The following is an 18,877-nucleotide window of genomic DNA, read 5'->3' as shown; positions in this document are numbered from 1 at the left end:
TAAATCCGATCCAAGAGCCAAAGAGCGGTACATTAACGGGAAATTTTCCCGTTAAATTTTCCCGTTAATGATGTAGACTCCGAAGGTGGAGTGGGGCTTTATATCTACAATTGTGGATGTTGGCAACGTAACTCCGAAACCCTATCACATCCTTGCCCAACGCCAATCATTTATTTAGTTCAACCTATCTGGGGAAATCATAAGAGTTTTGGCCGCTGGCATCGAGCCGGCGGTTTTTTTTAATTTCATGTCACAAATCGCGAAGAATCGGTTGTCATATATACGAATTCGGAACACGGGAGGTGATGGAGTGGATAAAAGAACAACGGCTGCCGTAAACGGGGAAGAGCTCAGAGCGCTGATCGATGAATGGGCTCGGCAGGCGCAGGTGGGCTCCCAGGAAGCGTTTATCAAGATCACTCGCCATTTTGAAAGACAGTTGTATATCTATTGTTACTATCTCATCAGAGACCCTGAGGAGACGAAGGATGCGCTCCAGGATATTTTTATCCGGGCATATCGAAATATCGGCGACTACCGGGGGGAATCCCTTTTCTCGGCATGGCTGTACAGAATCGCCTACAATCACAGCATGAATGTGTTGAAGAAGAAAAAACGGGAGCAAAGGTTGGCGGACAAGTATCGGCATGAAGCCCGTTTATATACCCATACCGAACGGGAATCCGCCGTAATGGAGCTGCTGGATCCTTTGACGCCTGACGAGCGAAACCTGGTGCTGTTAAAGGCGGTAGAGCAGTACACTTTTGAGGAGATCGGGCAGATTATGGACTGTACGGCGGCTGCATTGCGAAAAAAATATGAACGCATCCGTAAAAAACTGGTTCAATATGAACGTAATAAGGGAGGCGCCAAAATTGAAACGAACATGGGATCCAGCAGAGCAGGTTATTGAAAATTTGGAGTATATGATCAATCTTACGGAAGTGCCGGAATTAAACCTGGAAGAGAGGATTGTGGAGGAAATGAACAAAACAAATACAGGTATTCGTCATCGTGATCGGAAGAGCAGCATGATGAAAAAAGCGGCGGCGATCTCGGGGATCGCCGCGGCCATGGGACTTGGGGTCATCGGCAGCGGTTTTGTTTCCCCGACCATGGCCAGCGCGTTAAGCCAGGTCCCGTTGATCGGCAACGTATTCCAGCAATACGGTGATGAGGGGCTTCAGGCGGGGGTAAAGCAGGGGCTGTATCAGCCCGTTAACGCCGAAGACAGCCACAGCGGCATCACGCTTAAAAGTACAGGTTATATCTATGACGGGACGCGCATCTCCGTTGCTTTACAGAGAGAAGGCGAAACGGATGACAAACTGCTGGGCGACGTTCTTTCCAACGGCGACAGAGTTACCGGCGGCAAGGGCGTGATCAAGGACATCAGAATGATCGTTAATGGCGAGAACTACTTTGTCGGCCGTTACATTTTGGAAGAAGGGACAAGCGGGGATTCGGCGATTCTGAACTTCAATGATTCCCTCCCTTTCGGTACCGGCACATCGGGCCATCCTGGAAACTTGGGACGGCCGGCACTGGGCAAGTCTTTCGATTTGACGCTGCAAGTGAACATGACGGGGGCCGACCAACCTTATGTGCTGAAGTTTCCGGTGAAGAAAAACACCGAAAATCTCGTCTTGAACCCGCAGTCGGTCAAATCCCATGACGGATTCAGCCTCACCTTGGATAAACTGGAACTGACGCCGATCAGTACACGGTTGACCATGACCGGTAAAGGAGAGTTCAAGAGCCTCGGAGAAGAATACAAAATTCCTGACAAATATCTGTATGCCGGTAAGCATGCATTCGGGGTCAGTATCTTCGATGAGAACAACAACCAGGTGGACGATCTTTACGATAACAGAATGAACATCATTGATGGAAAGTATCATATAGACTTCCTCTTCACGCCTTTCAAAGAGAAGCCGAAATCCGTTACGATTAAACCTTATGTACAAAAAGTGGACCGTACCTCAGGCAAATTTGGGGAAAAGAAATATATCAGCGAACTGGAGTTCAAGGTGGATCTGAAATAGCGGAAGTAAAAGAATGGGCCTGCTGTACTTTACCTGAATCAAGGATAGGTTATACTCCCGGACTACTAAAGAAATCTAAGAAAACGCCGCATTGACCGTATGGTCAATGCGGCGTATAATAAGCTCAACATTGACCACATGGTCAATAACCATGCTGAATTAACGGGTGATCATAATGGAATGGAACATGAAGGGGAAGGTTTCCTTGATTACAGGGGCCAATGCCGGGATTGGCAAGCGGGCGGCCAAGCGTCTGGCCGGCGCGGGTTCCGCGGTGATCATGGTGTGCCGGAATGCGAATGCCGGGGAGAAGGCCGCGGAGGAAATCCGGCAGGAAACAGGCAATGGAGATGTTAAAGTGCTTCAAGCGGACCTTGCGTCACAGGGAAATGTTCGCAGGCTGGCGAAGACCGTACTTGGCGAGTTTGAACGCTTGGATGTGCTGATTCATAATGCCGCCAACTTCGATTTATCCATGAAGCGGCCCGTGTTGACGGAAGACGGTGTGGAGAACATCTTCGCCACCAATCACCTTGCGCCATTCCTCCTGACGAATTTGCTGCTAAGTCGACTTGAACAAAGCGCACCGAGCCGGATTATTACCATTGCTTCGAAAGGTCTTTTGTCTTATCCTCGTATGACGATCGAATTTGATAATTTGAACGGCGAAATGAAATATTCGCCAACGCGGGCCTATTACCATTCCAAGCTTGCCCAATTGATGTTTACCTATGAGCTCGCCGAGCGGTTGAAAGGGACCGGGGTTACGGCGAACGCCATCCGGGTACCTAGTGTCAAAGTGGACGCGGGACGCTATAATCACCTCCCGGCCTGGATGGGCGCGCTCTATCGGATCAAGCGGAGGTTCTCCATCGACCCCGAGCAAATGGCGGAAACTTATTTCTACCTATCAGCAGCCCCTTCTTTGCTTCATGTCTCCGGAAAGTACTTTGATGAGCTAAACCGTGAGGTAGCTTCTTCCCGCAGTTCTTACGATAAGGCGGTATGGGGGAAGCTCTGGGAAGTCAGCGAGAAGCTTACCGGATTGAAATAGACAGGGAGGGGACTATTCATGACAAGCAAGATAGATATCATTCTGCAGTATGCATTGGAAGAATTCAGCGAGCAGGGGTACCGCAAGGCATCCACCAATCGGATCATCCAAAAGGCGAACACATCCAAAGGCATTCTCTTTCACTATTTCGGAAGTAAAAAAGGGCTGTACCTGCAAATTTTGGATCAATGCTTGGACCAGTTTGAGGCGTTTTTGAATGCGGAACTAAGCGAGATGCCCGAAGATATACTGGAACGTTATGTAACGATAAGCACAGCGAAGGTTAAAATGTTTATGAAATATCCGACTATTTATAAGCTGGTCGTGTCCGCGTTCCAAGATACCCCGGAGGAGCTGCGGGCGGAGCTTGCCGAGCGGGAGCAGCGGATAAAAAAACAAGGAGAAGCATGGTTCAGGACCAAAATAGATACCTCCCGTTTCCGGGAAACGTTTGTGACGGAGCGAGCCCTGGAAATCGTCGCCTCGGTGTTAGAGATGAAAACCCGCAAGTTTATGGAGGAGTTTGGCGGTTTGCCCGATCGCGGGACTTCCAGACTGCAGGAGGTCACTAAAGAATTTGAAGAGATTATAACCATCCTGAAAATCGGCATTTACAAACCGCAACCCTAAATAAACGGCTGGAAAGGGCCTCCCCTATCCAGCCGTTTTGCTGCTTGCCCGCTTGGCGGCAGGCTATCCGAGTTCCGGGGTGGATTCCCGGAATATCGGTTTTGTGTAAATATGGGAAACCTGATAAGGCTGGTTCGGATCATGGATCCGAGACAGCAGCATCTCCGCCGCCTTAATCCCCATCTCATTGCTGTAGATATGAACGGTCGTTAAATGAGGCTCGACGATCACGGACTCCGGTCCGTTGTCAAAGCCGCAGATTACGATATCGCGGGGAATCGCCAGGTTTCGGTTCTTAAGCGCCTTGATGACGCTTACGGCAATGTAATCGTTCGCACAAACAAACACGGAAGGCAGCTTCCCCATCTCGTTCAGCCGCTCATCCATCCAGCCGGGCTTGGAGGAGAACAAGCGGTCGTCATCCACAACGCATTGGGATAGCTTAAGCTCAAGACCGGCCTCAGTCAATGCCCGGTTAAATCCCACCCATCGCTCGTTAAAACTCCGGCAATGGTTATAATCCCCGATAAACCCCAATTCCTTGTATCCGCCTTCAATCAGCTTCTTGGTCAACCGGTACGTGCTGTGTTCGTTCTCCATCAACAGGACGTCGGCCTGAAATTCGGGGTAGCAGACATGGGCGGAACAATCGATAAAAATGGTCGGGATTCCGAGGTCGGTAATCAGCTTGCTGTACTCCAGATCAAAAAGCTCGATGCAGACGATGCCGTCGACATTCGACTTGTCAAAATTGTTCGGAAGCGATAAAGATTCCATCTCAATATCCCTGACGATATGGATGGATAAATTGTAGCCCTCCGAGCTGATTCTTTTCTCCAGGCCGCTGATCAGCGTGGACCCGAAATGGGACGTATTGGGCAAGTTTTCGGTCAAAAGCGCGATGTTTCTCGTATTGGAGCTCTTGGTTAAGAGGCTCTCGCTTTCCATAAACGCAAACTGCTTATATTTCAATTCGATAGCTTTCTTGATGACTTTATTCCGGGTCTCATCCGGAATGCTCCCGCTTCCGTTCAGCGCTTTGGAGGCGGTGTTTCGGGAAATTCCCAGAGCGTCGGCGATATGCTGGATCGTTACTTTCTCCTTCGCCATTCTTTCACCTCTGTATCTATACTTAATCTATTCCTACGAAGTGAGAACACGATAACTTCGACTCTTCCAATGTATAACAGTTCGCTGGAAATAGCAATATTAATTTTACATATGCACACATAAGTTTACATTTGGAGACTTGGGATAAATAATTTATCCATAGAGGAAAAAGTGAGGGGAGTAGCTTTTTATTAGAATATCACTTAAAAATGTCGTAATAACATGATAATTCGCAACAATTGTATGCATTTGTAAATATAATAAGGAATTAATATCGAAATAATTTTTACAAATGCACAAAAATATTTTAGCAAAATGTATTGACCTAAACCATTCCGTTTGTTAAATTGTAAGTGCATTCGATACAAAAAGGCACAGGAATCGAAAATTTGAAAGCCTTTACTGTTGACAAATGCAAAGTCAGGAAGAACGGAGGCCACAAATTTGCAAAATCTGATGAATACCACCCAAGGAAAACCGGCGCTTGTTCACTCCGGCAAGCCAAACTGGATGAAATATTTGCGGAAGCATTCCTTTCTCTATTTGCTGCTAGCGCCGGCGCTGATCCTAACTCTTATTTTTAAGTACGGTCCCATGTACGGTGCGATTATCGCATTCAAAGATTTTAGCCCGATCAAGGGCATTCTCGCGAGCGAGTGGGTAGGGTTTAAACACTTCGAGAAGTTTCTGTCATCTCCCAATTTCGAAGTAATTTTTATGAATACGCTTAAATTAAGTTTTTTTGGCCTGATTTTGAGCTTTCCGGTGCCGATTCTTTTGGCCCTGATGCTGAATCAAGTCCGGCGTGCGGGAGTCAAGAAGAACATTCAACTTTTTCTGTACGCCCCCAATTTCATCTCGGTGGTGGTCATCGTCGGGATGCTCTTTATCTTCCTGTCGCCGACGGGGCCGATCAATCAAATGTTCAGTTGGATGACCGGCGAGCCCATCATGTTTATGTCCAGGCCGGAGTACTTCAGGTGGATTTATATTCTGTCGGATATTTGGACGGGAGCGGGCTGGTCCTCGATTATTTATGTGGCCGCATTGGCCAATGTGGACCCCGAGCTGCATGATGCGGCCAACCTCGATGGGGCAAATCTGCTGCAGCGGATTCGAAATATCGATCTGCCGACGATCCGGCCGATTATGGCTATCGTATTTATCCTGGCGGCGGGCGGAATCATGTCCATCGGTTTTGAAAAAGCCTACCTCATGCAGACGGCGATGAATCTGCCGACATCGGAAATCATTCCGACCTATGTTTACAAAATCGGTCTGCAATCGGGCGATTACGCGTACTCGGCAGCCGTCGGCTTATTTAATTCCGTGATAAATGTGGTTCTGCTGGTTACGGTGAACTTTATCGTCAAAAAGCTAAACGAGGGCGATGGTCTTTATTGAGAAAGGAGCAAACAACAATGCCCATTAAACATTCCCGCTTCGACCGCTTTCTGCTGAAATTGAACGGTTTTTTCCTGGCGTTGGCCGTTCTGGTCGTGGTTGTTCCGCTATTGTATATCGTGGTCGCCTCCTTTATGGATCCCTCCGTGTTATTGAGCCGGGGCATATCCTTCCGGGTGTCGGACTGGACGCTGGACGGTTATCAGAAAATTCTGTCCAACCCGGCGATGATCCGCGGCTTCGGCAACGCGGTGCTCTATTCCAGCGCATTTGCGCTCCTCACGGTAACGGTGTCCATCTTTGCCGGCTATGCATTATCGGATGACCGGCTGAAGGGCCGGGGCTGGTTTATGACCTTGTTTCTGATCACTTTGTTCTTCGGCGGGGGGCTCGTTCCGACTTACCTGCTGGTCAAAAATTTGGGGCTGCTCGACACGATCTGGGCGGTGATTATCCCGGGGGCCGTTAACGTGTGGAACATTATTTTATCCCGCACCTTTTTCAAAGGGGTTCCCCGCGAATTGCGCGAGGCCGCGGATGTCGATGGGGCTTCGGAAGCGAGCATCTTTTTCCGGATCGTACTGCCCCTTTCCAAACCGATTATTTTCGTGCTTATCCTGTACGCCTTCGTCGGCCAATGGAATTCCTATTTTGACGCGATGATCTATCTGGACAATCCGAATTTGCATCCGCTCCAGCTCGTTCTCCGTTCGATTCTGATTCAGAATCAGGTGGACCCGGGGATGATCAGCGACCAGCTCGCCATGGCGGAAATGAAGCGCTTGTCCGAGATTATCAAATATGCGGCGATCGTCATCTCCAGTCTTCCGCTGGTCATTATGTATCCGTTCTTTCAGAAGTATTTCGAGAAAGGTGTCATGGTCGGTTCCCTGAAATAGGGGGCGGCAGCACATATATGCAGATAAGTTGATCTATTAAATTGCATACGAGGCAGCCGTGTGAAATGTTCTTCCGATCGCTGTTGTTCCCAGATTTCATGATTATTACCTAGGAGGTAGAAATCCGGTCACAAAGGCGAGCGAGGCTTATGCTTCCGAAGCAGCTTTCTTGCAGAAAGCTTGTAGCTTCTCCAGAATCATTTCACACTTTTGCCTAGAGCAAATCAATTAGTTCAACTTATACATCATGTACTTTTTAATAAAATGGGAGGTCATCCACAATGAGAAAAATGAGTACACCGAAAAGCGCCTTGAAATCGATATCCGTAACGCTCTTGGCTTCCGCTATTTTGCTCTCGGCCTGCGGCGGAGGGGGCGGCGGGGCCGCCAGCGAGAAGCAGGATCCGAACGGCAAGGTGACGCTGAACTTCATAACCCAAAGCTCGCCGCTCGCTCCGTCCGACCCGAACGAGAAGCTGATCAACAAGCGGCTTGAGGAAAAGACGAACGTGCATATTAATTGGAAGAATTTCACCAAGGACGTGTTTGTCGAAAAAAGAAATCTCGCCATGGCGAGCGGGGATCTTCCCGATGCGATTTTTGACGCGGGGTACAGCGATTACGAGCTGTTGAAGCTGGCGAAGGACGGGGCGATTATCCCGTTGAACGACCTGATCGAGCAGCATATGCCCAACTTCAAAAAAGTGCTGGAGGATGCTCCGGAATACAAAGCGATGATTACGGCTCCGGACGGGAATATCTATGCTTTTCCTTGGATCGAAGAGCTGGGCAGCGGCAAGGAACGGATTCAGGCGGTGGACGCCGTTCCGTGGATTAATGTGGAATGGCTGAAGAAGCTCGGGCTCGAAATGCCAAAGACCACGGAGGAGCTTAAGAAGGTGCTGATTGCCTTTAAGACGCAGGATCCGAACGGGAACGGCCAAGCGGATGAAATTCCGTTATCTTTTATCAATAAACCGGGAGCCGAGGATCTGGTGTTCCTCTTCGCTTCGTTCGGGCTTGGGGAGAACGCCGACCACGCTGTCGTCACGAATGATGGCAAAGTGGTGTTCGCGCCGGCCGAGGAAGGCTATAAGGAAGCGGTCAAGTTTATCCATGAGCTTTATAAAGAGGGGCTCATTGACGTCGAGGCCTATACGCAGGATTGGAGCACTTATTTGGCCAAAGGCAAGGATCACAAGTACGGACTGTATTTCTCCTGGGACAAGAGCAATATTTCCGGGGCCGATGACAGCTATGACGTGATGCCTCCGCTCGCCGGTCCCGACGGCGAAATCAATGTCACCCAAATCAATGCCCTGGGCTTCCATCGCGGCAGAATGGTGATTACCAGCGCCAACAAAAACCTGGAGACGACGGCGAAATGGGTGGACCAGTTGTACGATCCGGTTCAATCGGTGCAAAACAACTGGGGAACGTATGGGGACGAAACTCAACAGAACATTTTTGAATACGATGCGGAAAAAAATACGCTGAAGCATTTGCCGCTGAACGGAACCGCCCCGGTGGAACTCCGAGAAAAGACCAGTGTCGGCGGGCCGCTGGCCATTCTGGACAGCTACTATGGCAAGTATACGACGCTGCCGGACGATGCCAAGGAACGATTGCGGATCATCAAGGAAATCATGGCGCCCCATATGAAGGCGGAACGATCGATGCCGAGCGTGTTCAACTCGATTGAAGAGCTTGAACGGCTGACGACGATTGAGACGGATCTGTTCGCCTATGTATTGAGAATGCGCACCGAATGGTACCAGAACGGCAAGATCGACGAGCAGTGGGACGAATATTTGAAGGAACTGGACCGGCTTGGCTTGAAGGAATGGATGGAAATCAAACAGTCCGGTTATGACAGAGCAACGAAAAAATAAGTTCAGATATAGAGCCGCCGGATAAATTCGGGGAGAGGGAGAGAAACCTATGTCAACTTTTATCAAACAAAATTACCGAGGAGTCTATCATTTTTCGCCCAGGACGATGTGGATGAATGATCCGAACGGGATGGTTTACTTTGAAGGGGAGTATCACTTGTTCTTTCAGCATCATCCTCATGGCATGACCTGGGGACCGATGTACTGGGGACACGCCGTAAGCAAAGATCTGGTGACCTGGGAGGAGCTCGACATCGCCCTGGCCCCGGACGAGATCGGGATGATTTTTTCGGGAAGCATCGTGGTCGATTGGCATAATACGACCGGCTTTTTCGGCGAAAAACCGGGCCTGGTCGCTATATTCACCCATAGCCGGGAAACGGCAGGCTCGCAACCGGTTCAAACCCAGAGCCTTGCTTACAGTAACGACAAAGGCAGAACCTGGACCAAGTTTGAAGGAAATCCGGTGCTTCAGGACGAGAGCTTGGTCGATTTCCGCGATCCCAAAGTGTTCTGGCATCAGGACACCGGGCGGTGGATCATGATCTTGGCTTGCGGTCAAACGGTTCGCCTGTATCACTCAACGGATTTGAAAAGTTGGACCTTCGGCAGCGAGTTCGGCGACGGCATCGGATTCCACGGCGGAGTCTGGGAATGCCCGGACCTGTTTTCGCTCTCCATTAACGGGGATCCTTCCAGACAGAAATGGGTGATGCTGGTCAGCATCGGGGATAACCCGGAGTATCCGGAGGGCTCGCGCACGCAGTATTTCACCGGGGATTTCGATGGTTTGACGTTTGTGCCCGACGCGGAATCCGGCCAGATTCGCTGGCTGGATTACGGCAGGGACAATTATGCCGGGGTCAGTTGGTCCGACGTGCCCGCGGAGGACGGCAGACGCCTGTTCATCGGCTGGATGAGCAATTGGAAATACGCTAATCTGACGCCGACGGACAGCTTCCGCGGCGCGATGACGGTACCGAGGGAACTATCGCTGGAAGAAAGAAACGGCGCGGTTTATTTGCTGCAAAAGCCAGCCCGGGAGCTGGAGGGCGCCCGTGTCCCCGTGCTGCGCCTTCAAGGCATATCCGCGGCTGAAGCGGAAACGGCGCTGCGTTCCCTGCAGCTTGAGAGTTTCGAGCTGAGAGCCGTAGCTCCCGCAGGCCGGTCCTTTGCCTTCAAGGTAAGAGCGGGAGACGCCTGTGAAACTGTGGCCGGCGTGAATGCGGCGGAGCTTGAGGTGTTCGTGGACCGCAAAAAATCGGGCATACACGATTTTCATGAACAATTCCCGGGTACCCATCACGCCAAGTTGTACGCGGCCGGCGATAAGGTGGAGCTGCGGCTTCTGGTGGACCGCTCCTCGATCGAGTTGTTCGCGAATGGCGGGCAGGCCGTGATCACCGATTTGATTTATCCGAAAGGCGAAGCGGGCGGCATCTCCTTTGTTGCCGAGGATGACACCATGATGCTGGACGTTCTTGAGGTGTATACTCTGAAGCCGTCCGCCCGAATCCCGGAATGAGGCCAGCGAAAAGAAGGGAGACTTACGATGCGAATTGGAGCGATTGAGGCCGGCGGCACCAAATTTGTTTGCGGCATTGGGAATGAGCGGGGGGAAATTGCGGAGAGCATCAGCTTTCCGACCGAAGACCCGCAGACGACACTAGACCAAGTTATTGCCTTTTTCAAAGGAAAGCAAACGGATGCGATCGGAGTCGGTTCCTTCGGGCCGATCGATATCCGCCAAGATAGCCTGACTTACGGTTATGTGACAACCACTCCGAAACCGGGCTGGGGGAATTTCGACTTCCTCGGCACGCTGCGGCGGGAATTTCCGGTACCGTTCGGATGGGACACGGACGTCAACGCCGCCGCGTTCGGGGAGGCGACCTGGGGGGCCGCCCGGGGGGTAAACAGCTGCCTGTATTACACGGTAGGCACGGGGGTCGGCATCGGCGTCTATTCGGAAGGCAAGCTGGTTCACGGCCTGGTCCATCCGGAAGGGGGACATGTGCTGATCCGGCGGCACCCGGACGATGATTTTGCGGGAGCCTGCCCTTTCCATGGGGATTGCCTGGAGGGAATGGCCTCCGGCCCGGCCCTGGAAAAGCGCTGGAAGGTGAAAGGGCATGAGCTTCCGGCGGATCACCCGGCTTGGGAGATCGAGGCGTTTTATCTCGCCCAATCGATTGCGGGGGCGATCCTCTTGCTCTCCCCCGAGAAAGTGATTCTCGGCGGGGGAGTGATGCAGCAAGCGCAGCTCTATCCCTTGATCCGGGAGGCGGTGAAGCGAAATCTGAACGGATATTTGAGCGCCGGGGAAATTCTGGAACATATCGACGATTACATTGTGCCTCCGGGGCTGGGGCAGCAAGCGGGTCTTTGCGGCGCGTTGGCCTTGGGCCTGTCCGCATTAAGGGATCAGGCTTAATGCGGCGGTAAAGGGTTGAGGATAGGAAGGGGCTTCTTTGCCTTTCCTGTCCCGCCTCACGCCGCGAACATTCCATTTGGAAAGGAAGAGGGCGGATGTTGAGAAAATCCCACTCCTTGTTGTCTGCGTCGATGTCGGCGCTGCTTGTTTTCAGCGCGATACTGGCTCTGATCGGACAACCGAATACCGGCCGGGCGGAAAGTAACCGTTCTATAAGCCCTGCGGAAAAGGAGGATACGGCGATCAATTTTGAAAGCGCAATCAATTTTATGACCAATTTGACGGGGTGGCGTGTTAAGGGCCAAGGGAAAATGGAGGACACGGAGCAGGGGGCTCTTGTGACCCCGGATGCCGGGAATGAGGTCATGGCGATCGCCGCGGCGAAGGCGGACGATTTTGTTTTGGAGGCCGATGTGATGGTCATGGGCCGGGATGCGGAGCCATCCTTGATTTTCCGCTCCGATACGGAAGGCCGGTCCTTCTATAAGCTGACCCTTGTTCCGAAAACGGGCATGCTCCGTTTGAGCGAGATCGACGGGTCGGGGAAGGGGAGAACGTTGGGAGAACGGCAGGTTACGCTGTCCCAAGGGGAAATCTACCGGCTGAAGATCAAAGCGGAGGGGAAGCGGATTCAGGTGTTTTGGGGCAATCAATACGCCCCGGTTCTTGAGGCGGCGGACGCCAACTACGCTACGGGGTATATGGGACTACACGCCCGGGGCGGATCGGCGCTTTTTCAAAACGTAAAGGTTAGTGAACTTAAGAGCAATTTGGGTTCTTTGGTGAAAGAAACGGGGAGCTGGCAACCGGATCTCCAAGGAATTCGCGGAATGAGTGAGCGCACGAAGGCGGGTTCAAACCGGGCGCTGCAACTATTCGGCGAACTGGGGGATAATTTTGTCCTGGAAGGAAACCTCTCCTTTGGACCGGATGGATCGGAGCGGGGAGACGGTGGGCTGCTGTTTCGGGTGAACGCAAGCGGGACCGAAGGATACGAGGCGGCATTGGTGAAAGAGAAGGGCGAAGTGCGCGTTCAATTGCGGAAGATGGACGGAACTGTGCTTCAGACATCGGACCAGGCATATCCGTCGCCGCCAGCGGCCAGGCATCATCTGGAGATCGCGGCGGTCGGACCTCGCGTTAAAGTGCAGCTCGACGGATACGCCGAACCGGCGATCGAAGTCACCGATCACAGCTTTAGCCGGGGACACGCCGGCTTCTCCGTATCGGACGGTACAGCGTATTTTCAGGATGCTTATCTAACACCGGAAGACGATTATTACGCGGAAAAATACCGGCCGGATTATCACTACTCCCCGGCCAGGGGATCGGCGAGCGACCCGAACGGGCTTGTTTATTTCGAAGGGGAATACCACCTGTTTCATCAGGACGGGGGCACCTGGGCTCATGCGGTAAGCCCGGATCTGGTCCATTGGAAACGGCTCCCCGTCGCGCTTCCCTGGAATGAATACGGTCATGTCTGGTCCGGTTCGGCTGTGGCGGATCTTGAGAACGCTTCCGGGCTGTTCGCCGATTCAGGAGGCAAAGGCCTGGTCGCTTATTATACCTCCTATCATCCGGATGGCCCCAACGGGAATCAGCGCATCGGTTTGGCGTACAGCAAAGATGCCGGCCGGACTTGGGAGTATTCCAAGGAGCGTCCCATCGTGATCGAGAACCCGGGCAAGCAGGGCGAAGAGCCGGGAGGCTGGGATTTCCGGGATCCCAAGGTCGTCAGGGACGAAGCGAATAACCGTTGGGTCATGGTGGTCTCCGGCGGCGACCATATCCGCTTTTTCACCTCGACGAACTTATTGGACTGGACGCTTGCGGACCTGTTCGGATACGGGAATTATGTCCGGGGCGGCGTATGGGAGTGTCCCGACCTCTTTCAACTTAAAGTGGAGGGGACGGACGAGGTGAAATGGGTGCTGATGATCAGTACGGGCGCCAATCCGAAAACACAGGGCTCGGCGGCGGAGTACTTTATCGGGGAGCTCACCCCGGAGGGGAAATTCGTCAACGATAACCCCGCCGGGAAGGTGCTGACGACGGACTTCGGCAAAGAATTCTATGCCTCCATGTCCTTTTCCGATCTGCCGGATTCGCGCAGAATCATGCTGGCCTGGATGACCAACTGGGATTACCCGTTCGCCTTTCCGACGCAAGGGTGGAAGGGGACGCTCTCCATTCCGAGGGAGGTCACCTTGCGGCAAACGGATGAAGGACTCCGCTTGTTTCAGGCTCCGATTCAGGAACTGGATTCGTTGGAGCGGGAAGTGTTCTCTGTCAAAGACAGGCTGGTGACGGCGAAGGAAGCGAATCTTCTGAAAGGTCTTTCCGCCGGAGCCTTTGAAATTGAAGCGGTCATCGAGATTCCCGAAGGCAGCACGGTCAAGGAATTTGGCTTCCGGCTGCGCGAGGGAGGGGAACAAAAAACGGTGGCCGGTTACAAGGTGGCGCAAAAGCAAATGTTTGTGGACCGTTCGGCTTCCGGCAACACGGAATTTTCACCGCTGTTCAGCACCTTCCATACCGCGCCCCTTCAACCGGAGAAGGGAAGGATCCGGCTGCAGGCCTTCGTCGACGATGGCTCGGTTGAAGTCTTCGGCAATGACGGCCGGGCGGTGATTTCCGATGTCATTTTTCCCGATCCGGCTCATCGGGAGATGGGCTTCTATGCCGACGGCGGCAAGGTCAAGTTGGTTTCCTTGAAGGTGAACGCGCTAAAAAACGTATGGAGCATAAGTGATGAACTGGGGCCCAAAGTGATCATGGATACGGACGACCGCGAAATCTCCGTCGGTGACGCGTTACGGTTGGAGGCGGCGGTCGCGGACCTGAAAAACCGGGGTACCGCGCCGATTCGGTGGACGACCAGCGATGCCGCTGTCGCGGCTATAGAGTCCTCTGATAAAGGGCGGGCCGTCATACGGGGCAAAGGAAAAGGCGAGGCCATCCTCACCGCTTCCACCGCCGACGGCAGAGCGTCCGCCTGGGTGCGGGTCAAGGTATTCGCCGGCGAGTTTCGTACGAACTTGACCGGCTGGACATCGGATGTTTCCGGAGCGACGTGGGTCGCCACGGAACAGGGCATCCGCGGCAGGTATGACGGCGATGCGGCTTACATGGCCCGGGAAAAGGCGGGGGACTTTACGCTGGAAGCCGAGATGACGCTGGCCCGTTCGGGTGGAGCGGGTTCCCTTCTGTTCCGGGCCAGCCCGGACGGACGGAGCGGATACTATTTTAACATCGATCCCAATATGAAGGCCTTCCGCCTGTTTTACAAATTGGACGGAGCCTTTGCGGAGAGACAGGTGCTCGCCAAAGTGCCGGCCTTTCTGCAGCCGGGGAAAACCTACCGCATTCGCATCGAAGCAAGCGGACCGCAAATGCGCGTGTTTGTGGACGACGTGAAAATGATGGAGGTTGCCGACGGAACATTCGCCGAGGGACATATAGGCGTTCATGTGTTCGGCGGGCAAGCTTTTTTCCAAAATGTGAATGCGAGCAACATGGAACCCGCGAAATTGCAAAAAGCGATCCTTGTCCATAGCGGAGGGCCTCAAGTGCTTTTTGCCGAGAAATCGCAAAACGGAGAACCGGTGGTTCCGGCCGACTTGGCCGAGGAAGGCGGCAATCGGGTTTGGGTTCTGGTACCTACCGGAGACGAGGCGGGCTCTTATTCGATTCGAACCGAAGAAGGGAAAGCGCTGGACCTCGATACCGGGCAAAACAAGCTTCAATTGTACGATTATCTCGGCTATCCCAATCAGCGCTGGCTGATTTCCGAACATGAGGACGGCACGGTCTCCGTGATCTCGGCTTATCACCAGCAAGCCATTGAAGTTACGGAGGACGGGAGCGGCTTAAGCTTGAAACCTCCGGCCCCGTCCCTGGACAGGCAGAAATGGAAGCTTCAAGAACCGTAAATGAAGGACGACATTGTCGATCCGACCATTCGACACGGTTGGACAGAGTGTGAACTTTGTCTAACCGTGTTTTTTTTACAGTTTATCTGTATACGATTTTCAAAAAAAGAAATATGATGAGAACAGCAGCCGATTAAAACCAAACCAGTAACCTGTGAAGGGTGACACTATGGATGACCGTAGTTAAGGAAATTATTCTTCAGTTATTTTTTGCCCTGATCCCCTTTTTGGCGTTTAACGTATATTACCGGGACAAGCCCCGGAATTTTTCGACCCCGTTCATTATCGTGATCAGCACGATCTGCCTGTTCTTCTCCATGACCTTTGGGGCAAGCGCGGTGAGCGGGTATTTTTACGACATCCGGTATATCATTTTGTTTTTCGGGCTGCTTTTCGGCGGCTATAGAGCAGGTCTCTTTCTTCTGCCGGAATTTGTGCTGTATCGGCTATACCTCGGCGGGGATGGAACCTGGGTCGCCATGCTTATTCTGCTTGTTACGCTTCCGATTTCGCTTCTGCTGTACAAATGGTATCGGAAAACCGACAAAAAGTGGGGCGTTACCTTAACCGCGGGGTCCGTCTTTTCCATCGTTCCGCTTCTGCTCGTCTATTGGTACAATCCCGCTTTGATCGAAAGTCATTTATGGTTCCATATTGTGATTATTCCGGTTCAAAACTTTTTCGGCAGTTGTCTGTTGATCTGGCTTTTCCAGAAAGCTGCCGCGGACAAGGACTTGTTTATCCGATACATGCAGAACAAAAAGGTGGAAGTGGTCAGCCAAGTCGCCGCCTCGCTTGTCCATGAAGTACGGAACCCGTTAACCGCCGTCAAGGGGTTCCTGAAGCTGATTCGGGAGTCCCGGCTGGATCAGGAGAAAGTGCAACGCTATATTGACATTTGCATCAGTGAAATGGAGCGTACGGAGTATATTCTCTCCGAATACCTTGCGATTTCCAAGCCGCTAACGGATCAACAGGAGGCGACCGATCTGGCGCATCAGCTGCGGATTACCGTGGAAGTCATGCGTCCCTACGCCAATATGAACAATGTGATACTTGAGCTGGAGGCGCCGGGAGATCCGGTTCCGATTCTGGCCAATCCGGAAAAAATCAAGCAGATCCTAGTCAATTTAATCAAAAATGCGATTGAAGCCTGCTATGCCGTTACCGACGGAAAGGTGACGCTGGACCTCTGGACCGAGGCGTCAAAAGCCGTTTTAACGATTGCGGATAACGGGATCGGGATGACGGAAGACCAGGTGGAACGGCTGGGGTCCGTTTTTTTCTCGACCAAGTCCCGGGGGACCGGGTTGGGGCTGAATTTCTCCTACCAGGCCGTCCAGGGAATGGGAGGGACGATTTCGCTGAAAAGCGTCCACCGCGCGGGGACCCGCTTTACCATCACGCTGCCTTTGTGTGAACCCGGACAGACCGGGAGCGCGGCCGGGGCCAGGGATCCGGAAGACAAGCTGTCCTAAAACTTCAGCTTACGGCATATCCATGGGATATAAAGGAGTTGAAGGATATGGACATGATCGTGGCGCGCTATTTTGAAGTCAAACAGCGGATGAAGGAGTTGGAGCAGGAACTGGCGGAGCTTCGCGAACGTATTCTGGAGCATTGCCGAGAGCGGCAAATCACCGGTTTGGAGCTCGCACAACATACGGTCCGGGTCATTCATCAGGCCCGACGGGAGTATGACGAGAACAAGCTTTATGAAGCGCTCCCGGACCTGGAACTGTGGCGTCTGCTTTCCAAACCGGACACCGCCAAAATCGCCGGCCTCCTGAAGCTGAACGTCATCACGGAGGAAAAAATCAAGCATACATATCGACTGAAGGATATTGCGCTGCTGCAAGTGGACAAAAGATAGGGAGCCGGCTTCCGGTTATCGGAGCCCCCGCGCATGGCGGATTCGCGCTGCGCTCTGGCCATGCGCCGGGCTGGTCCACGGTCAGAAACGCCGGGAGCAGTCGGAAACGACCAGACACAGGCGGACATGGCTTGGCACAGCCGGAAACAGTCGGTCACAGTACGACGAAGCCATAAATCAGATTGCAACCTAACCGTAAACCTGACCGTAATCTCACGCTATCCAATCGTACCCCACTTCTTCCCAACCGAGCGAAAAAGATGCAAAAGTGCAGGAACTTTGGAGGTATTGGTGGACTTAGAATGAAAAAGATGCGTATGTGCAGGTATTTTCTTAAGTTGGCGGGAAAAGGGTGATTTTGGAAGGAAAAAGATGCAGATTCGGCTAGGCCCCCTTAATCCGGAGTCCTACCCTACAATGTTTATGAATTCACAGGATTGCTCCTTATTCTGCCGTATTACACCGCTCTATGAAAGGCAGAGGTGTCTTCCAGTGTCCTCACCCATATCGAGAACTTCGCTGGAGACATTTTTCTTAAGTTACCGTGAATTTTTCGGTTGTTGTAAAAGTCCATGTATTGGTCCAGCGCCTCATAAGCTTCATCGAGGGTCATAAAGTCCCTTTGGCTAAACAGATGGCGCTCCAGGACGCTGTGAAATGACTCAATGTAGGCGTTCATATTGGGGGACCGAGGTGGTATACGCTCATGAATAAGATCCAAGCTTTCACAGGTATCTCCAAATAGCTTGCTGACGAACTGCGGACCATTGTCTGTACGAACCACCGGCATGGGCTCGCCGGGCTCTATACGGTCTTGCAAGGCATACCATAAGGTTTGGACGACTTGTTTAGCTTCGCATACTGGGCCTCTATACTGCCCTACTACCATTCGGTCAAACACATCTATAATGCTGAGTACAAAAAAGAACCGTTCCTGCCCGATCGCGTATCCATATTTAATGTCCATTTGCCAAAGTTGGTTTGACCCCGTTATAACTCGATTTCTCGGTAATCGGCGAGGGTGGGAACGTACGCGCTTTCTAGGTTTCTGCAATATGTCTAACTCTTGGCAAAGTCGATAAGACTTCTTTTTGTTGAAGATGAGATCATACTTATCTCGAAGGGATTGGGCCAAAAACTTATAACCATAGACAAACTCTTCTCCTTCAAGGAGTTCGAGCAGCCATTCTTTGATTTGTGCGTCGCTAACTTTCTCACCTGTAGCCGTGTAAGAGTATCCAGGCACGGGACGACCTGCACGGCTTTCGGTTGGACGTTCTTCGCCTTTTTCTGCTGACTGGGCCAGTCGCTTTTTACGGTCGTAATACGTTGATTCTGACAACCCAAGAATGCGCAGCACAACAGCTGCCGGTTCCCCCCGCTTAATGAATGGGTCGGCTATTTCAAATTTTTCAGATAAGCGGGGTTTTGCTTTTTTAGCAACTCTCGCAAAATTTCGATTTCGAGTTCTTTTTCACCAAGGACCTTAACGGCCTTTTGGTAGCGTTGCTCTACCTCCTGCAGGCGTTGCAACTCTTGAACATGTTCGTCTGCCGCAGGAATTTCTTCAGGCGAAATAGAGTCCCGATGATCTCTAATCCAAC

At 52.1% G+C, this 18,877-nt stretch carries 14 protein-coding genes and 1 pseudogene; 12 read left to right on the top strand and 3 right to left on the bottom strand.

All coding sequences use genetic code 11. The annotated features are described in order from the left end of the window. The first annotated feature begins 310 nt into the window (after positions 1 to 310). From V4U84_RS19560 to V4U84_RS19545, 4 genes are all read left to right on the top strand, one after another. Positions 311 to 913, top strand: coding sequence for an RNA polymerase sigma factor (locus V4U84_RS19560; protein WP_334075403.1), 603 nt, complete (start codon positions 311 to 313; stop codon positions 911 to 913). Beyond that, a complete protein-coding gene (locus V4U84_RS19555; protein WP_334077788.1) occupies positions 876 to 2,045 on the top strand; it encodes a DUF4179 domain-containing protein in 1,170 nt (389 codons plus the stop codon). The genes V4U84_RS19560 and V4U84_RS19555 overlap by 38 nt, the downstream gene beginning before the upstream one ends. 175 nt (positions 2,046 to 2,220) lie before the next feature. After that, positions 2,221 to 3,099, top strand: coding sequence for an SDR family NAD(P)-dependent oxidoreductase (locus tag V4U84_RS19550; RefSeq protein ID WP_334075405.1), 879 nt, complete (start codon positions 2,221 to 2,223; stop codon positions 3,097 to 3,099). 18 nt (positions 3,100 to 3,117) lie between these two features. Continuing rightward, positions 3,118 to 3,729: a TetR/AcrR family transcriptional regulator gene (locus V4U84_RS19545; RefSeq protein WP_334077787.1), complete on the top strand. Its 612-nt coding sequence runs from the start codon at positions 3,118 to 3,120 to the stop codon at positions 3,727 to 3,729. Positions 3,730 to 3,792: 63 nt separating this feature from the next. Here V4U84_RS19545 and V4U84_RS19540 read toward each other — a convergent pair whose 3' ends face one another. Next, positions 3,793 to 4,839: a LacI family DNA-binding transcriptional regulator gene (locus V4U84_RS19540; RefSeq protein WP_334075407.1), complete on the bottom strand. Its 1,047-nt coding sequence runs from the start codon at positions 4,837 to 4,839 to the stop codon at positions 3,793 to 3,795. A gap of 510 nt (positions 4,840 to 5,349) precedes the next feature. On the opposite strand from V4U84_RS19540, the gene V4U84_RS19535 reads away from it, so the two are divergent. The 8 genes from V4U84_RS19535 (at position 5,350) to V4U84_RS19500 (ending at position 17,273) form a co-directional block, all read left to right on the top strand. Beyond that, positions 5,350 to 6,243, top strand: a complete 894-nt coding sequence (locus V4U84_RS19535; RefSeq protein ID WP_416367277.1) for an ABC transporter permease — start codon at positions 5,350 to 5,352, stop codon at positions 6,241 to 6,243. Positions 6,244 to 6,260: 17 nt separating this feature from the next. Beyond that, complete coding sequence (locus V4U84_RS19530) at positions 6,261 to 7,142, top strand: carbohydrate ABC transporter permease (RefSeq protein ID WP_334075408.1); 882 nt, start codon at positions 6,261 to 6,263, stop codon at positions 7,140 to 7,142. Positions 7,143 to 7,423: 281 nt separating this feature from the next. Beyond that, positions 7,424 to 9,034 (top strand): ABC transporter substrate-binding protein, encoded by a 1,611-nt coding sequence (locus V4U84_RS19525; protein WP_334077786.1) that lies wholly within the window; start codon positions 7,424 to 7,426, stop codon positions 9,032 to 9,034. Between the two features lie 49 nt (positions 9,035 to 9,083). Beyond that, positions 9,084 to 10,559 (top strand): glycoside hydrolase family 32 protein, encoded by a 1,476-nt coding sequence (locus V4U84_RS19520; RefSeq protein ID WP_334075410.1) that lies wholly within the window; start codon positions 9,084 to 9,086, stop codon positions 10,557 to 10,559. A 27-nt stretch (positions 10,560 to 10,586) separates the two neighbouring features. Beyond that, positions 10,587 to 11,468, top strand: coding sequence for an ROK family protein (locus V4U84_RS19515; RefSeq protein WP_334075411.1), 882 nt, complete (start codon positions 10,587 to 10,589; stop codon positions 11,466 to 11,468). A 95-nt stretch (positions 11,469 to 11,563) separates the two neighbouring features. Beyond that, positions 11,564 to 15,400, top strand: coding sequence for a GH32 C-terminal domain-containing protein (locus tag V4U84_RS19510; protein ID WP_334075412.1), 3,837 nt, complete (start codon positions 11,564 to 11,566; stop codon positions 15,398 to 15,400). A 173-nt stretch (positions 15,401 to 15,573) separates the two neighbouring features. Continuing rightward, positions 15,574 to 16,878 (top strand): HAMP domain-containing sensor histidine kinase, encoded by a 1,305-nt coding sequence (locus tag V4U84_RS19505; protein WP_334075413.1) that lies wholly within the window; start codon positions 15,574 to 15,576, stop codon positions 16,876 to 16,878. Between the two features lie 47 nt (positions 16,879 to 16,925). Continuing rightward, entirely contained in the window at positions 16,926 to 17,273 is a 348-nt protein-coding gene (locus V4U84_RS19500) for a hypothetical protein (RefSeq protein WP_334075414.1), read from the top strand. 457 nt (positions 17,274 to 17,730) lie between these two features. Here the strand turns inward: V4U84_RS19500 and V4U84_RS19495 are convergent, their stop codons facing one another. Both V4U84_RS19495 and V4U84_RS19490 read right to left on the bottom strand, forming a co-directional pair. Next, positions 17,731 to 18,633 carry an IS3 family transposase gene (locus V4U84_RS19495; protein WP_334074351.1) on the bottom strand — a complete coding sequence of 301 codons (903 nt, stop codon included), beginning with the start codon at positions 18,631 to 18,633 and terminating at the stop codon, positions 17,731 to 17,733. A gap of 38 nt (positions 18,634 to 18,671) precedes the next feature. Continuing rightward, positions 18,672 to 18,877 (bottom strand): annotated as a pseudogene (locus V4U84_RS19490) (transposase); the annotation flags it as partial.

It is taken from the genome of Paenibacillus sanfengchensis (genome assembly GCF_036864765.1).
Taxonomy (GTDB): domain Bacteria; phylum Bacillota; class Bacilli; order Paenibacillales; family Paenibacillaceae; genus Fontibacillus; species Fontibacillus sanfengchensis.
The sequence above is the reverse complement of the archived record's forward strand: the minus strand, read 5'-3'. Positions and strand labels throughout refer to the sequence as shown.

What these genes read in the sequence shown, in the direction of transcription:
- V4U84_RS19550 (WP_334075405.1), top strand. Translation starts at nt 2,221, where the DNA reads ATGGAATGGAACATGAAGGGGAAGGTTTCCTTGATTACAGGGGCCAAT.
- V4U84_RS19545 (WP_334077787.1), top strand. Translation starts at nt 3,118, where the DNA reads ATGACAAGCAAGATAGATATCATTCTGCAGTATGCATTGGAAGAATTC.
- V4U84_RS19540 (WP_334075407.1), bottom strand. Translation starts at nt 4,839, where the DNA reads ATGGCGAAGGAGAAAGTAACGATCCAGCATATCGCCGACGCTCTGGGA.
- V4U84_RS19535 (WP_416367277.1), top strand. Translation starts at nt 5,350, where the DNA reads ATGAAATATTTGCGGAAGCATTCCTTTCTCTATTTGCTGCTAGCGCCG.
- V4U84_RS19530 (WP_334075408.1), top strand. Translation starts at nt 6,261, where the DNA reads ATGCCCATTAAACATTCCCGCTTCGACCGCTTTCTGCTGAAATTGAAC.
- V4U84_RS19525 (WP_334077786.1), top strand. Translation starts at nt 7,424, where the DNA reads ATGAGAAAAATGAGTACACCGAAAAGCGCCTTGAAATCGATATCCGTA.
- V4U84_RS19520 (WP_334075410.1), top strand. Translation starts at nt 9,084, where the DNA reads ATGTCAACTTTTATCAAACAAAATTACCGAGGAGTCTATCATTTTTCG.
- V4U84_RS19515 (WP_334075411.1), top strand. Translation starts at nt 10,587, where the DNA reads ATGCGAATTGGAGCGATTGAGGCCGGCGGCACCAAATTTGTTTGCGGC.
- V4U84_RS19510 (WP_334075412.1), top strand. Translation starts at nt 11,564, where the DNA reads ATGTTGAGAAAATCCCACTCCTTGTTGTCTGCGTCGATGTCGGCGCTG.
- V4U84_RS19505 (WP_334075413.1), top strand. Translation starts at nt 15,574, where the DNA reads ATGACCGTAGTTAAGGAAATTATTCTTCAGTTATTTTTTGCCCTGATC.
- V4U84_RS19500 (WP_334075414.1), top strand. Translation starts at nt 16,926, where the DNA reads ATGGACATGATCGTGGCGCGCTATTTTGAAGTCAAACAGCGGATGAAG.